This window comes from Terrabacter sp. FW104-15G4B (assembly GCF_058790095.1).
In genome coordinates, this window is record NZ_JBYTCI010000014.1 from 81,073 (window position 1) to 96,569 (window position 15,497).

Consider the following 15,497-nt stretch of genomic DNA (forward strand, 5'->3'; position numbering starts at 1 on the left):
TTCACCGCAACCGGGCCCCGGGCGGGGCGTTGTGGAAGCGTGCTGCGGTCAGGCGGCGCCGGGCTCTGGAGCGGAGCTCCACGGGTGCTGCGTGACGAAGTCCTCGACGACGGCTGTGTTCAGGCCGCCGCACAGCTGGCGGTGGCCCATCTGCTTGCCGACCTTGCCGGTGGCCGGGTCGACGTCCGCCGACCAGTGCGACAGGGCGTACTTCTTGCCGGCCGGGAAGGCGCCGTAGGAGGGGTCCCACGGGCTGATCAGGAACTTGTTGGCCGACTCCTTCATGGCGTTCACCTTCGTGGCGAGCGCCTCGAAGGCGGCGGCCTGCTCCTTCTCGACGGAGCGGTCGTACCAGAGGATCGTGTAGCCGTGCTCGAGGTTGTGCACGAGGGTCTCGATCTGCGGAGCGTCGGCGACGGTGTAGACGCGGCGGGAGTCGACGGCCGGGACGGCGAAGTGCTTGCCGCTCGACGGCGGGACGGTGGAGTACTCGATCTTCGAGACGTCGGGCTGGTTGGTGCCCGGGCCGACGTGGTCGCTCGAGCCGCTCGCGGGGTCGTTGGTGACGGGGTCGCACGAGGCGGCGGCGACGTCGCCGCTGATGTTGGCCATCGCCTCGTCCTTCTTGCCCTGCTCCCCGATGATCGCCCAGGCGACGGCCCCGGCGATGATGGCGATGACGGCCACGCAGGCGCCGATGACGACGAGGAGGCGCCGGCGTTCGGCCTTCTTCTGGTCGGCCTGCATCTGCGCCACTCGCTCGCGTCGGTCTCGGCTCGTCTCGCGGGCCATCGTTCCTCGTTCCTGTCGTGCTGTGACGGGGAATGTCGTCGCGTTCAACGACCGTGCCGAGTGTAGGCGAGGATGGTGTGGTGTCCGAACCGTCGACCCGCGTCTGGCGCAGCGGCCGGGAGATCTCGCTGCGCGCCCAGCTCGGGGTCTTCCGACGGGGGGCGGGGGACCCGACGTCGTGGTTCGGACGCGACGGCTCGGTGACCCGGGCGGCCCGCACTCCTGCGGGCGTCGGCACCCTCCACCTGGCCTGTCTGGCGGAAGGGGCGGAGGTGCACGCGCAGGCGTGGGGCCCGGGCGCCGAGTGGCTGCTCGAGTCGGTCCCGGCCCTGCTCGGCGACGAGGACGACCCGTCAGGGTTTGTGCCGCACCACGACGTCGTCGCCGACGCCTGGCGCCGCTTCTCGCACTGGCGGGTGCCGCGCTCCGGGCTGGTGCTGGACGCGCTCGTGCCTGCCGTGATCGAGCAGAAGGTGACGGGTCAGGAGGCGTTCGCCGGCTACCGCCGGCTCGTGAGGCGGTTCGGCACTCCCGCGCCGGGCCCGTTCCCCGGGCTCATGGCCCCGCCGACCCCGGCCGGGTGGGCGGCGATCCCGTCGTGGGCGTGGTTGCAGGCGTCCGTCGACGGCGCCCGCTCGACGACCGTCGTGCGCGCGGCGCGGTATGCCGGCCGGCTGGAGGAGGGCGCGTCCATGTCGGTCGCCGAGGCTCACCGTCGGCTGCGTGCCCTTCCCGGGGTGGGCGTGTGGACGGCCGCCGAGGTCGCGCAGCGGGCCCTGGGGGACCCTGACTCCGTCTCGTTCGGCGACTACCACGTCGCCAAGGACATCGGCTGGGCCCTCACCGGGACACCGGTCGATGACGCAGGGCTCGCCGAGCTGCTCGAGCCGTACCGTGGCCACCGCTACCGGGTGCAGCTGCTGCTCGGCCTGGCCGGTCAACGCCGCCCGCGCCGGGGGGCCCGGATGCCTGCGCGGACGCACTTGCCCACGCGCCGCCGCTGAACGGCATACGTCTCGAGACGCCAGACGGCCGGCCACCGGTGGAACGCCGGCCCCGGCGTCAGCGCAGAAGTCCGTGGCGTCGGTGCTCCCGCGTTGATCACCGGGTGCACACCGGGCGGCAGCTCACCGGCTCGGGTGCTGAGCCGGTGCCGGAAACGGGGCCTCGTGCGCTGTCCCCAGCGTGAGCTGTGCGATCTGGACCGGCAGGGCCAGACCCTGTACCGCCAGGTGGCCGCGCCCCGGCCTCCGAACGCCCCCCACCTCGAGCCGCACCCCCAGGACGTCACCGTCGGTCGGGGACGTCGCCCCGAGTAGCACGCCACACCCGTCCCGGGCCACCTCGGGGACGAGGCCCCGGAAGGCGCCGTTGGCCCGGGCCAGCTCGGCCGCGACGACGATGATGCCCTCCGTGTCGTCCACGAGACGGGCAGTCTCAAGCAGCGCCGCCTCGACCGGGCTGCCGTCCACGAGCTCCAGGTCGTCGACGAGGACACAGAGGTCCGGGTCGGCCGGCCGAGCGGCGATGAGCTCGTCGGCGTCCTGCTGGGTGAGCAACGGGCGGCAGCGGGTCTCGGCCCAGCTCGTGAGGCAGGAGCGGCGGGGGCTGACGACCAGGACGGGGCGCCCTTGGCGGACGAGGCCCTCGCCGATCGTCACGAGCGTCGTGGAGCGCCCCGAGCGATGAGGACCGGCCACGAGGATGCGGCGGGCACCCGGCGCCGGCGTGAGCGCAACCGCCTCGGCGGCGTCCCCTCCTACCCCGAGGAGGAGCTCGTCCGGGCGGGACGGGCGGTCGTCGAGCTCGTAGAGGTCGGCAAGGTCGACCTGCCCTGGGAGCGCCCGGATGCGCCACGGGTGGTGCACGAGCGACAGGTCCTTCCTGGGCGACTCGCCGCCCGACTCCGCGCCCCCGTCCGCAGCCAGTCGTCGCAGCGCGAGGGCGAACGCCTCGGCGGAGGCGTCCGCGGCGGCCACGGCCAGCTGTAGCTCGAGGCCGGTGCGCAGTTCGATGGCCCTTCCGGGTGGTCGCCGGACCGCCGCGAGAGTGGGTGGGATGCCGGCGAGAGTGAGGTCGAGGGCATCCGGCATGTCCAGGACCAGTCGGCGCTGCAGCACGCCGGGCAGCCGGCCGGAGAGGATGCCCCGGCCACCGGTCACGACGAACCACACTCCAGCGGAGGGCCCGTCGCGCAGGAGACGGTGCAGGTCGTCGACCGTGGCGCCGTGGTCGAGGCCTGCCAACGACTCCTCGAGCGACTCCCACCCGTCGACGAGCACCACGGTCAGCGGGGGGCCCGGCTCATCGCCGTCGACGATGCGGAGCAGGCGCGAGACCAGCCGTCTGCACAATGCGGGATCGGAGGCGTCGGCCACGGTGCCGACGTGCGGGAGGGCCTCGAGCTGACCGCCGGGCCCGGCGACGCCCTGCAGCACGTGGAGGTGGAGGGTCCGCGGGGCGTGCTGCCGGGCCAGCTCCAGCCCGATCGAGATCGCGGCGGTGGTCCGACCACTTCCAGGACCGCCGGCGATACCGAGGTGCCCGTCCCCGTCGGGCCGCCACCTCAGCGCCTCCTGGCGCTGCTCACGAGGGACGTCGAGCAGACCCAGACGCACACCCCGGTCGCTCGCGCCTGTCAGCCCCGGTCCGGCCTGCCCTGCGGAGTCGTCCTCGAGGGCGGCGGTCGTCAGCAAGGTCGGGAGCGGAGGAAGCCACGGCGGCGGCGCGGCGTGGGCGCCGAGCGCTGTCGCGGCGGCGTTGGCCGCGTCGACGACGACGTCGAGCTCGCTTCGGAACGACCTGACCCGTTGCTCGGGATCCCCGCCGGCGACGGTGTCGCGCGGCGGTCCGAGGAGATCGCACCTCGAGACCCGCGTCGAGAGGGCCGTCGAGGCATCGGCGAGCGGGCGTCCGAGGTAGGCGGTCTGGACGGTGCTCAGCCCCCCGTCGCCGGCTCGGAGGCAGGCCCGCCCGGGCGTACGCGGATCCAGGGACGCGGCATCGGCGCACTCCACGACGTCCTCGCTGTCGGCGCGGTCGCGCACCCTGAGTGCGATCCGCAGGGCCACGTTGGCGCGCATATCGGCGGACACGATCCCGGCGGGACGCTGCGTCGCGAGCACGAGGTGCAGCCCCAGCGAGCGGCCCAGCGCCGCGACGCGAACGAGGCCGGCGACGAAGTCGGGCAGCTCGTCGGCGAGGGCCTTGAACTCGTCCACGACGATGACGAGCCGGGTCAGCGGGGGAAGCTCGGCGCATACGGCAGCGGCCTGCTGGTAGTCATCGAGATCTCGCGCCGAGGCGCGCGCCAGCAGGCGCTCGCGACGCTTCATCTCGGCCTCGAGCGAGACGAGCGCGCGTGACGTCAGGTGCGCGTCGAGGTCGGTGACGAGACCGACGGTGTGGGGCAGCCGAGCGCACGCGCGAAAGGCCGAGCCGCCCTTGTAGTCGACGAGGACGAAGTTGATCTCGTCAGGGCGGTTGCTGACGGCGAGACCGGCCACGAGCGCTTGGAGCAGCTCCGACTTGCCGGAGCCGGTGGTGCCGCCGACCAGCAGGTGCGGGCCGTCGGCCGCCAGGTCGACCGACAGGGGCCCTTCGGTGGTCCGTCCGAGGAGCGCCGTCGGCCGACCTCGCCCGGTCGACCAGGACTGCGCCATGCCCTCCGCGGTCGCAGGGTCGGTGCCCGACTCGCGCTGCACCTCGACGAACGACACCTGTCGGGGGAGTGCCGCCCGGCCACCGGCTTCCGGGGTGGCGTCGACGAAGGGCGACATGGCGCGGCTCGTCACCTCCAGCCAGCCGCGCGACGGCAGGTCGGGCACGACGGCGGCGAGGACTCGGCCGTCCTCGCGGATGGTGGCCGTCAGACCGGTCTCGTCGAGGTGGACGGACGCGCGCGCCTCCACCGGGAGCGAGGTGACGTCGGCGTCGAGGCAGAGGACGGCGACTCCGGCCTGTCGACCGTCGCGGAGCAGCTCGGCGACGCCGGGGACGGCGCGCAGGGCGCTCGCGCCGTCGAGCACGACGACGATGTCCGGGGGCGGCGGTCCTTCAGCTCGGGACCACGTGGACTCGATGGCGGTCCGGCGGCCGTCCACGAGCGCCCGCAGCTCCGCCACGTGACGGCCGACCGATGCGCCGCCGGTGATGCGCGCCGGCAGCTCGCCGCGGTCGCGCAGGTGCGGCAGGTGAGCGGCCCACTCCCAGTCCCGGGTGTGCCTCTCGGTGTCGGCGAGCACCGTGAGCCCCACGTCACGCGGGGTGTGCCACGTGGCGATCTGTTCGACGAGGGCGCCCGCCAGTGACAGCGTGTGCGATCGGCGTCCGGCGACGCCGACGACCTGGCAGCGTGCCAGGTCGACGAGGGCGGGGAGGTCGGGCACCTCGGGCGCTCCGGGCGCGGGTCCGGACAGCTGAACCTGCGCGGGCTGTCGGGCCGTGCCGACGCGCAACACGAGGTGGTCGGGGTCGGACGGGCGCCGTTCCCAGAGCCGGGTTCCACGGCGCTGGACGACCGCCTTTAGGTAGGCGAGGTCGGGCTGCTCCTCCCGCCTCCGGATCGCGTCGCTGCGTGCCGCAGCGGCCAGGTCCTGCTGCGCCTGCGTGAGCAGGACCTGGTGGTCGCGCACCTGCCGCCGGTAGGACGTGCGACCCGCACGGCGGTCGCTCCACCACTGACCGAGGAGCAGCACCGGCGACATGAGGGCGAAGAGGAGCAGGGCCGGTGACGAGAGCACCGTGGCCAGCACGGCAGAGAGCACGAGTGGTGCGAGGGAGGCCAGCAGCGGCACCCGACCATGCGCAGGACGGCTCGGTGGTTCCGGGAAGACGACGTGGGGACTCGCCGGGGCGTCCATGAACCGTGGCGGGCGGTGGACCCTGACCTCGCCGGCCACGGTGTCGTGGTGTCCGGGGCGCACGTCCGGCTGCCCCAGCACGAGGGTCGTCGAGCCCACCGTGAGGTGACTTCCCGCCTCGAGGACAGCTCCCTCAGGGGGCAGCCTCTCGCCGTCCAGGCGCGACCGGTTCGTCGGCTGCAGGTCCCGTACGCGGATCTCTTCGGCAGAGACGGCCACCACGGCGTGCGACCGGGACACCCCGGGATCCTCGAGGCGCACCTGGGCCGAGGCCGCCCGGCCGATGACGTGCTCGCCGCGACCCAGGGCAACGGAACGGCCGGCGCCCATGCCGCTGACGATGCGAAGCTCGACGGCGCCGGGGCCCGCGCCTCGCTCCGGCGCTCCTGCGTCGTTGGTTCGCGCCACCGCGAGGAGGGCGCCACGCAGCAGCGGTGGCCGGCCGAGGACGTCGTCGTCGGCGAGGAGGCGGCCTCCGGCCCGGAACCGCACCTCCAGGTTGGCGGACACGCCGGCGAGCTCGGCGACGTCGACGACCTCAACCAGACGGGCACGCACCTCACCGAAGGTCGTGCCCGCGGCAGCCTCGACCAGCACGTGCCGTGGCGGCTCCTCGGGACAGCCGGGGTCGATGACGGTCAGGTTCAGGCGCACCCGGTCCTCCTCTTCGTGGGTATCCCATCAGAGCGCCCGGACGCCGGGAGCGACGCGCTGAGTGCACAGGTGTGGAGCACGGCGGCGGGCGCGGGCGAGGAGCCAGTAGGGTGCCCCGGACCTCGGGGCAGGGGACCGCCGGCAGCCCCGGTCCGCGTCAGGAGTCACCTGTGGATGGCGCGCCCCGGTCGCCGCGGACCTGTCCTAGCTTGGACGCGACAGATCCGGCCGAGCCGGGCACGATGTCCCGCGTAGCAACTCACAGTGTTCAGGGGAACGCATGTCGACACAGGAAGCGGTGCGCCACGTCGAGGGCGAGGTCCGCGAGCTGATCCGCCGCTCGGGACTGGACCCTGCGAGCGACACCAAGGCCGTGCGCCGGCTGGTGCAGGACGCCGTCCAGGACTACGACGAACGATCGCTCCACGGCGGCCTCCCGTCGCTCGGCGACCAACGCCTCGCTGTCCACTCGATCCTCGCCGTCGTGGCCGGCTATGGCCCGCTCCAGCAGTACTTCGACGACCCTGCAGTGGAGGAGATTTGGATCAACGAGCCCTCCAAGATCTTCGTGGCGCGAGGCGGGATCGCCGAGCTCACGCCGACGATCCTGTCGGCCGAGGACGTCCGCGACCTCGTCGAGCGGATGCTCCGGAGCAGCGGCCGCCGGGTCGACCTGAGCAGCCCGTTCGTCGACGCCACCCTCGCTGACGGCTCTCGCCTGCATGTCGTCATCCCGGACATCAGCCGGACGCACTGGCAGGTCAACATCCGCAAGTTCGTCGTGAAGGCCGACCACCTGGACGACCTCGTCCGGTTGGGCACCATGCCGCGGCAGGCGGCGACGTTCCTCGAAGCTGCCGTGGCGAGCGGCCTCAACGTCCTCGTCGCCGGGGGCACGCAGGCCGGCAAGACGACGTTGCTCAACTGCCTCGCAGCCGCCATCCCTCCCCGTGAGCGCATCGTCACGTGCGAGGAGGTCTTCGAGCTCAAGATCCCGCAGCGCGACGTCGCCGCGATGCAGTGTCGCCAGCCCAGCCTCGAGGGCACCGGAGAGGTCCCGCTGCGCCGCCTCGTCAAGGAGGCGCTGCGGATGCGTCCTTCGCGGATCATCGTCGGAGAGGTCCGGCAGGAGGAGAGCCTCGACCTGCTCATCGCACTCAACAGTGGAGTGCCCGGAATGTGCACGGTGCACGCCAACAGCGCCCGCGAAGCCGTCACGAAGATGTGCACGTTGCCCCTGCTGGCCGGGGAGAACGTCGCGAGCCGGTTCGTCGTGCCGACCGTCGCCGCTGCGGTCGACGTCGTGGTGCACGTCGCTCTCGAGCGCGACGGAGTCCGGCGGGTCCGCGAGATCGTCGCCGTCCCCGGGCGGGCGGAGGGCGACGTCATCGAGATCGCCGACCTCTTCGTCACGCGGGGAGGCGTCCTGCGGCGCGCCGACGGCTTCCCGCCGCACCGCGAGGCGTTCGAGCGTGCCGGCTATGACGTGACCGCCCTGCTCGGACGAGTGGACCCATGATCTCGCCGCTCGTCATCGGGATCATCTTCGGAGCCGGTGCCTTCTTCCTCTACTGGTCATGCTGGCCGCAGGAGCCGCAGCAGGAGAGGGAGGACCGGACAGGCTTCATGGTGGAGCTGCGCGACCACCTCAACCAGGCCGGCTATGCCTCGCTCACGCCGGGCAACGTCCTGCTCATCTCGGTCGTGCTGTTCGTGATGGCCTTCCTGCTCGTGCTGGCGCTGACCCGCGTCATCCCGATCGCCTTGTGCTTCAGCCTCATGGCCGGCGCCCTGCCGCTGTCCCTCGTGAGGGTGCGAGCGCGCAAGCGGCGCAACAAGCTGCGCGACCTGTGGCCGGACGTCGTCGACAACATCTCCTCGGGCGTGCGCGCTGGTCTGGCGCTCCCCGAGGCGCTCTCCCAACTGGCGGTGCGCGGCCCGGTTGACCTGCGGCCGGCCTTCCAGGCGTTCGCGGAGGACTACCGGACGAGCGGGCGTTTCCACGACTGCCTCGATCGGCTCAAGGACCGGCTGAGCGACCCGGTCGGTGATCGGATCGTCGAGTCGCTGCGCATCGCGAGGGAGGTCGGCGGCAGCGACCTCGGCAAGCTGCTTCGCACCCTGTCGTCGTTCCTCCGCGAGGACGCCCGCACCCGTGCCGAGCTCGAGACCAGGCAGAGCTGGACGGTCAACGCGGCGCGCCTGGCCGCTGGTGCGCCCTGGGTCATCCTCGGTCTGCTCGCGCTCAACGGCAGCTCGCTCGCGGCCTACTCGTCGCCGACCGGCTGGGTCGTGCTCGCCGTCGGGGCGGCCCTCTGCCTGGTGGCCTACCGGGCGATGGTCTGGATCGGGCGGCTCCCCGAGGAAGAGCGGGTGTTGCGGTGAACGGGCTGGCCGACCGCCTGGGAGGCCTGCTCTTCGATGGCTGGTCGTGGGCGGGGGCGTTTGCCGGCGTGCTGCTGCTCGCCGGGGCTGCTCTCGTCGTCGCAGGCCTGCCCGCAAGTCGTCGACCGACGCTCGTTGACCGTCTCGAGCCCTACCTGCGTGACACGCCGCGCCCCTCGACCCTGCTCTCCCGCCCGGCGCCGGCGCGGGGACTCTTCGGCTTCGGCGAGCTGTTCGCCCCGTACCTCGCACGCGTCGGCGCGGGGGTCGGCTCCGTGCTCGGCGGCGCGGAGTCGGTCGCCCGACGACAGCTGAGGGCGGGCCAGGCCGCCGACGTGGAACGCTTCCGCGCGGAACAGGTCATGGCGGGGGCCGCTGGTGGCCTCGCAGGCCTCGTCTTCACCGCTGTCGTCGCGGTCGCCCAACGACGCTTTCCCGTGCCCGTCCTGGTGTCCATGGTCGTCGTCGGCATCTTCGGCGGGGTTGCGGCCCGCGACTACCTGTTGAGCCGCGCTGCGGCGCGTCGTGAGGCCCGCATGCTCACCGAGTTCCCCACGGTCGCAGAACTGCTCGCGTTGGCTGTCAGTGCCGGCGAGGGAGCCGTGGGAGCCCTGGAACGTGTCTGCCGCCTCTCCCACGGCGAGCTGTCCGACGAGCTGCGGCGGTGTCTCGCCGACGCCCGCGCCGGAGCGAACCTTCCGACGGCACTGCAGGGACTCGCCGACCGCACAGGCCTGATGAGCCTCACCCGGTTTGTCGACGGGATCGTCGTCGCGGTCGAGCGAGGCACCCCGCTGGCCGAGGTGCTTCGCGCCCAGGCGCAGGACGTTCGCGAGGACGGCCGGCGCACGCTCATGGAGCAGGGCGGCAAGAAGGAGATCTACATGATGGTGCCGATCGTCTTCCTGACGCTGCCGGTCACCGTGCTGTTCGCCCTCTATCCGGGACTCAGCTTCCTGCACCTCAAGCTCTGAACACCCGGTCATCGGGTCCGACACCAAGGCACATCCACAGGGAGAAAGAGAATGAAACTCATCAACACCGCCCACGTCCGCGCTACAGGGGCTGCCGTCGACTCCATGCGCCGGCGCATCACCGGTCCCCGTGACCGCGGCGACGTCCCCGGCTGGGTCCTGATCACGATCATGACCGCAGGCCTCGTCACCGCCCTCTGGGCCATCGCCGGACCCCAACTCGGCCAGCTCTTCAGCGACGCCATCTCGGACGTCAAGGGCCCGTGAGGCGAGGGCGTCCCGAGCTGGAGGCGCTGCACCTCGGGCGGCTGCTCGGGCGCCTCGAGCTGCGCTCCAGTTTCAAGGGACAGCGGCAGGCAGGCTCGTGCGGGGTTCATGACGACGGTTGCCACGGCGAGCGCGGTTCTGCCGTGGCGGAGTTCGTGATGGTCGCCGCGCTCCTGCTGTTCGTGGCGATGGGCGTCTTCCAGGTGGGGCTCGCGCTCTACGTCCGCAACACCCTGATCTCCGCCGCGTCCGAGGGTGCCCGTTTCGGCGCTCGTGCGGACGCCCAGCCGGGAGACGGGGTGGCTCGTACGCAGGCGCTCATCGCGTCGTCCCTGAGCGCTGCGTTCGCACAGGACGTCTCGGCCGCCCGCGCCGTCACGGCCTCGGGTGTGCGCGTCGTCGAGGTGCGGGTCTCGGCGCCCCTGCCCGTCATCGGACCCATCGGACCGTCCGGCAGCCTCCGGGTGTCCGGCCGGGCGTTCAGCGAGGAGCAGGTCGTGGCCGGTGGAGGGCAGCAGTGAACACCCCTCGACGGCTGCTGGCCCGGCTTGCCGCTCGACGGAGGGCCGCGCCCGGCGCGGGGGACGACGGCCGCGCCATCATCGAGTTCATCGTCCTGGGCATGCTGCTCCTGCTGCCGTTGACCTACCTCGTGCTCACCGCGGCCCGCTTGCAGGCGGCGTCCTTCTCGGCGTCCCTTGCCGGCCGTGAGGCCGGACGGGCCTTCGTCACGGCCGCGTCCGATGACGAGGGCTATGCCCGTGCGCGTGCCGCGGCGTCCTTGGCGTTCTCGGACTTCGACTTCGGGGACAGCTCCTCCGTCGCCGTGACGTGCGACGCGGCGCCGTGCCTGCGCCCGGACGGGGCGGTCACCTCGACCGCGACGATCACCGTGCAGCTGCCCCTCGTGCCCGACTTCATCGCGGCGCACCTGCCCAGCTCCGTGACGATCTCCTCGACGCACGTCGCCTCCGTCGACCGGTTCGTGGCGCGATGAGGACGTATGCCGCCCGGCTGGCTGCCCTCGGCGCCGGACCCCGGCGCGCGCACGTGTCGCTGCCTCGGCGGGACGAGGGTCAGATCGGGGTCCTGGCCCTCGGCCTGTTCGTCCTCGCTGCCCTGCTCGTGCTGGGCACCATCGACGTGACGGCCGCGCAGCTGGCCCGGATGCGCCTGCTCGACGCGGCCGACTCCGCCGCACTCGACGCCGCCGACGCGCTCGACGAACGAACGGCATACGAAAAGGGTGTGCTCGACCGGCTGGCCATCACCGACGCGTCCGTCGCCGAAGCGGCGTGGGCGCATCTGGCCCGCACCCCGCTGCCTCCGGGCATCACCTCGTGGTCGGTCGTCCCCGACACGGGCAGCGCGGACGGCGCGACCGCGGTCGTCACCCTCCAGGGCACCGCGACCCTGCCGATGAGTGGGTGGGTGCTCGAGTCGCTGGGCGGCAGCGTCACCATCACCGTGACCTCCCGGGCCCGCGCGCCGCTTGGGTGAGCAAGATCTGCGCAGATTCCCCATAACGGGCACACCAGGACCGGTGGGGCACTAGCGTCCGTCGTCGACGCCCCACGCCGTCCAGCACGTCCGAGCGCGGCGGCGTGGTGCGTCGCGTCAGGAAGACATGGCGCCGTCCGACGGGCGGCGCCATCCGCACGTGCCGCGGCCGCCGGGCCGCGACGAAAGACAAGGAACCGATGCGCACCCTCTTCACCAAGGCCCTCGTGGCCACCGCCGGCCTCGGACTCGCCGTGGCCGCCCCCATCGCTGCGGCGAGCTCCGCCCAGGCGCTGCCGGCGATCATGGTCTACAAGGTCCAGTACGACTCGCCCGGAGCCGACAGGGGCGGCAACACCAGCCTCAACGCGGAGTACGTCGTCATCAAGAACACCACGCGCAGCAACCGCGTGCTGACCGGGTGGACGCTGCGCGACAAGACCGGCTACACGTACCGCTTCCCGACCTTCACGCTCAAGGCCGGGGCGAGCGTCACCGTCCACACCGGCAAGGGCTCCGCCACGTCGACCAACCGCTACTACAACAGGGCCTGGTACGTCTGGAACAACACCGGCGACACGGCATACCTGAAGAACGCCTCCGGCACGACGGTCGACACGTGCACCTGGAAGGGCTCCGGCACGGTCAAGTACTGCTGATTCTCGTGTCCGACCCCAACCGGGGGAGCCTGCAGCGCAATCGGATCGGGCCCATGGCGTATGCCGTGGGCCCGATCCGCGTCCCGGCCACCTCCGCCGGTGGCGGCCGGGCATCGCGACCAGCGCTTCGACCGGCGCTTCGACCGGCGCAGACCGCGTGCGCGCTGCCGTAGGCTGTCCGATCGTGGCTGTTGACTTCACGCAAGAGATCAAGGACCTGCGCGCGACGATGGAATCCGTGCGCGGGGTCACGGACCTCGACGAGCTCGCCCGCACCATCAGCGAGCTCGAGGAGCAGGCCTCAGCCCCCGACCTGTGGGACAACCCCGACCAGGCGCAGCAGGTGACGAGCGCGCTGAGCCGCGCCAACTCCGAGCGGGACCGTGTCATGGGGATGGATGCGCGCATCGACGACCTCGAGACGCTCGTCGAGATGGGCCAGGAGGAGCACGACGCCGCCACCCTCGAGGAGGCCGAGCGAGACCTCGCCACCCTCAGGAATGACGTCGGCGAGCTGGAGGTCCGCACGCTGCTGTCGGGGGAGTACGACGAGCGCGAGGCCGTCGTCACGATCCGCTCGGGCGCGGGCGGCGTCGACGCCGCGGACTTCGCCGAGATGCTCATGCGCATGTATCTGCGCTGGGCCGAGCGCCATGGCTACCCGACAAAGGTCATGGACACCTCCTACGCCGAGGAGGCCGGCCTGAAGTCGGCCACCTTCGAGGTCAACGTGCCGTACGCGTTCGGCCACCTCTCCGTCGAGGCGGGCACGCACCGCCTCGTGAGGATCAGCCCCTTCGACAACCAGGGCCGTCGGCAGACGAGCTTCGCCGCGGTGGAGGTCATCCCGCTCATCGAGTCCGACGACTCGATCGAGATCCCCGAGAACGAGCTCAAGATCGACGTCTTCCGCTCCAGCGGCCCCGGCGGCCAGAGCGTCAACACGACCGACTCCGCAGTGCGCATGACGCACCTGCCGACCGGCATCGTCGTGTCGATGCAGAACGAGAAGAGCCAGATCCAGAACCGCGCCGCCGCGCTGCGCGTCCTGCAGTCACGCCTGCTGCTGCAGCGCAAGGCCGAGGAGGCCGCCGTCAAGAAGGAGATGGCGGGCGACGTCAAGGCGAGCTGGGGCGACCAGATGCGCTCCTACGTGCTCAACCCGTACCAGATGGTCAAGGACCTGCGCACCGAGTACGAGACGGGCAACCCGAGCGCGGTCTTCGACGGCGACATCGACGGTTTCATCGAGTCCGGCATCCGCTGGCAGATCGGCCAGAACCGACAGCAGGACTGAGTCCTCGGACGGCCCAGGGTCCCGCACGCCAGTGGCGCCACGCCGGTGCTGTCGCTGGCAGCCGCCACGCCGGAGCGGCCTCGTTCCCGGGCGAAGCGCCCAGCGCCACGTAGCCTCGTAGGCGGTTCCGTGCACGCTCAGCCGACGTATGCCGGCGCGTGCCGTTCCGTGGCCACAGTCCCGCCGATCCGCCATCCCGCTGAAGTCCAGTACGAGTCGAGGCCCGACGCATGATCCTCTTCGAGAACGTCACGAAGACCTACCCGCGGACCACTCGTCCGGCGCTCGACGACGTCAGCCTCGAGATCCCGCGCGGTGAGTTCGCCTTCGTCGTGGGCACGTCCGGTTCGGGCAAGTCCACGATGATGCAGGTCGTCATGAAAGAGCAGGACGTCACTCGCGGCCGCATCCTCGTGGCCGGGCGCGATCTCGACCGCCTTCCCGAGCGCAAGGTGCCGGCGCTGCGCCGCGAGATCGGTTGCGTGTTCCAGGACTTCCGGCTGCTGCCGAACAAGACGGTGTTCCAGAACGTCGCCTACGCGCTGCAGGTCCTCGGAAGCGGCCGTGCGCGGATCCGCCAGACCGTGCCGGAGACCCTCGAGCTGGTGGGACTGGCCGGCATGGAGAAGCGCCTGCCGCACCAGCTCTCCGGTGGCGAGCAGCAGCGCGTCGCGATCGCCCGCGCCTTCGTCAACCGGCCGCCGATCCTGCTCGCCGACGAGCCCACGGGCAACCTGGACCCCGACACCAGCCTCGGCATCGTGCAGCTGCTCGACCGCATCAACCGCACGGGCACAACGGTGGTCATGGCCACCCACGACACCGTCACGGTCAACGCGATGCGCAAGCGCGTCATCCGCCTGGACAACGGCGTGCTCGTCAGCGACATGCAGGCCGGTGACTACACGACCGGCTCCATCCCGCGCATCCGGCTCGACGAGGAGTCCGGTGCGCCGCGGCGCACCGACGTGCCGGAGGTGGCCGACGGCTACGACGACGCCGACCCCACGGCCTACGGCGCCGAGGGGGACGAGTCGGACGGTGTGCGGCCCATCGGTCGCGACGCGGACGAGCCGCGGCCCCGGGCCGGGCTCTTCCGCCGCCACAAGAGCGTCCAGACGAGCGACCGCTGAGCGCGGGACGGAGCGAGACACGACATGCGATTCCAGTTCCTCCTCGGCGAGATCGGCAACGGCCTCCGGCGCAACCTCTCGATGGCCGTCTCGGTCGTCATCGTCACGATGATCTCGATGTACCTGCTCGGCCTCGGCCTGATGGGGCAGCGGCAGGTCGACACCATGAAGGACTACTGGTACGACCGCGTCCAGGTGACGGTCCTGCTCTGCGCGGAGAAGACCCGCTTCACCAACTGTGCGGGTGAGGCGACCACCGACGCGCAGCGCACGGCCATCAAGGCCGAGCTCGACTCCCTCCGCCCCACCGTCAAGGACGTCTTCTACGAGTCGCGCGACGAGGCGTACGACCGCTTCAAGCAGACCTACAAGAACTCCCCGCTGGCACGCGCGGGGGAGTCGTACTTTGCCGACTCCTACCGGGTGAACCTCAACGACGCCGGCAAGTTCGACGTCGTCGCGAGCTCGATCAAGGGCATGCCGGGGGTGGCGGACGTCCAGGACCAGAAGAAGCTCCTGGAGAAGTTCTTCACCTTCATGAACACCGTCTCGTGGGCGGCCATCGCGCTGTCCTCGCTCATGGTGCTCGCCGCGGTCATGCTCATCTCGACCACGATCCGTCAGACGGCGTTCAGCCGCAGGCGCGAGACGGGCATCATGCGTCTCGTGGGTGCCTCCAACTTCACGATCCGCTTCCCCTTCGTGATGGAGACGGTGCTGGCGAGCGTGTTCGGCGCGGTCCTGGCGATGGGCATGCTGTGGGCGACGGTGCGCTACGGCGTCGTCGGCTTCCTCAGCCAGACCCTGACCGACACGGCCTTCATCGGCGTGGCCGACGTCTTCTACGTCGCGCCCTTCGTCGTCGTCGGGGTGGTCGGGCTGTCGAGTCTCACCTCGTGGGTGACGTTGCGGCGCTACCTGCGCGTCTGAACCACCCGGAAACTGCAAGATTTTCCGGTTTCGCCCACGTGCAC

General features: G+C 71.6%; 14 protein-coding genes. 12 read left to right on the forward strand and 2 right to left on the reverse strand.

The window, feature by feature from the left end:
- Positions 1-48: 48 nt before the first annotated feature.
- Positions 49-792, reverse strand: a complete 744-nt coding sequence (locus tag AC3WRT_RS12630) for a DUF3105 domain-containing protein (protein ID WP_492722365.1) — start codon at positions 790-792, stop codon at positions 49-51.
- Positions 793-869: 77 nt separating this feature from the next.
- Between AC3WRT_RS12630 and AC3WRT_RS12635 the strand changes: the two genes are divergently transcribed.
- Positions 870-1,796 carry a DNA-3-methyladenine glycosylase family protein gene (locus AC3WRT_RS12635; RefSeq protein ID WP_492722367.1) on the forward strand — a complete coding sequence of 309 codons (927 nt, stop codon included), beginning with the start codon at positions 870-872 and terminating at the stop codon, positions 1,794-1,796.
- 123 nt (positions 1,797-1,919) lie between these two features.
- On the opposite strand, the gene AC3WRT_RS12640 is transcribed toward AC3WRT_RS12635, so the two are convergent.
- Positions 1,920-6,308: an FtsK/SpoIIIE domain-containing protein gene (locus AC3WRT_RS12640; RefSeq protein ID WP_492722369.1), complete on the reverse strand. Its 4,389-nt coding sequence runs from the start codon at positions 6,306-6,308 to the stop codon at positions 1,920-1,922.
- A gap of 280 nt (positions 6,309-6,588) precedes the next feature.
- Here AC3WRT_RS12640 and AC3WRT_RS12645 point away from each other — a divergent pair, with 280 nt between their 5' ends.
- The 11 genes from AC3WRT_RS12645 to ftsX all read left to right on the forward strand — a co-directional run bounded on the left by AC3WRT_RS12645 (position 6,589) and on the right by ftsX (position 15,453).
- Positions 6,589-7,827, forward strand: coding sequence for a TadA family conjugal transfer-associated ATPase (locus AC3WRT_RS12645; protein WP_492722370.1), 1,239 nt, complete (start codon positions 6,589-6,591; stop codon positions 7,825-7,827).
- Positions 7,824-8,693, forward strand: a complete 870-nt coding sequence (locus AC3WRT_RS12650; protein WP_492722372.1) for a type II secretion system F family protein — start codon at positions 7,824-7,826, stop codon at positions 8,691-8,693. Before AC3WRT_RS12645 ends, AC3WRT_RS12650 begins: the two co-directional genes overlap by 4 nt.
- Positions 8,690-9,667, forward strand: coding sequence for a type II secretion system F family protein (locus AC3WRT_RS12655; RefSeq protein WP_492722374.1), 978 nt, complete (start codon positions 8,690-8,692; stop codon positions 9,665-9,667). Before AC3WRT_RS12650 ends, AC3WRT_RS12655 begins: the two co-directional genes overlap by 4 nt.
- A 51-nt stretch (positions 9,668-9,718) precedes the next feature.
- Positions 9,719-9,934, forward strand: coding sequence for a hypothetical protein (locus tag AC3WRT_RS12660; protein ID WP_492722430.1), 216 nt, complete (start codon positions 9,719-9,721; stop codon positions 9,932-9,934).
- Positions 9,931-10,455: a TadE/TadG family type IV pilus assembly protein gene (locus AC3WRT_RS12665; protein WP_492722375.1), complete on the forward strand. Its 525-nt coding sequence runs from the start codon at positions 9,931-9,933 to the stop codon at positions 10,453-10,455. Before AC3WRT_RS12660 ends, AC3WRT_RS12665 begins: the two co-directional genes overlap by 4 nt.
- Positions 10,452-10,931, forward strand: a complete 480-nt coding sequence (locus AC3WRT_RS12670; protein WP_492722376.1) for a pilus assembly protein — start codon at positions 10,452-10,454, stop codon at positions 10,929-10,931. The genes AC3WRT_RS12665 and AC3WRT_RS12670 overlap by 4 nt, the downstream gene beginning before the upstream one ends.
- Positions 10,928-11,434, forward strand: a complete 507-nt coding sequence (locus tag AC3WRT_RS12675; RefSeq protein ID WP_492722378.1) for a pilus assembly protein TadG-related protein — start codon at positions 10,928-10,930, stop codon at positions 11,432-11,434. Before AC3WRT_RS12670 ends, AC3WRT_RS12675 begins: the two co-directional genes overlap by 4 nt.
- Positions 11,435-11,634: 200 nt before the next feature.
- Entirely contained in the window at positions 11,635-12,093 is a 459-nt protein-coding gene (locus AC3WRT_RS12680; protein ID WP_492722380.1) for a lamin tail domain-containing protein, read from the forward strand.
- Between the two features lie 184 nt (positions 12,094-12,277).
- Positions 12,278-13,390, forward strand: a complete 1,113-nt coding sequence (prfB, locus tag AC3WRT_RS12685) for a peptide chain release factor 2 (protein WP_492722382.1) — start codon at positions 12,278-12,280, stop codon at positions 13,388-13,390.
- Between the two features lie 230 nt (positions 13,391-13,620).
- Complete coding sequence (gene ftsE, locus AC3WRT_RS12690) at positions 13,621-14,523, forward strand: cell division ATP-binding protein FtsE (protein ID WP_492722383.1); 903 nt, start codon at positions 13,621-13,623, stop codon at positions 14,521-14,523.
- Positions 14,524-14,547: 24 nt separating this feature from the next.
- Positions 14,548-15,453, forward strand: coding sequence for a permease-like cell division protein FtsX (ftsX, locus tag AC3WRT_RS12695; protein ID WP_492722385.1), 906 nt, complete (start codon positions 14,548-14,550; stop codon positions 15,451-15,453).
- Positions 15,454-15,497 lie beyond the last annotated feature (44 nt).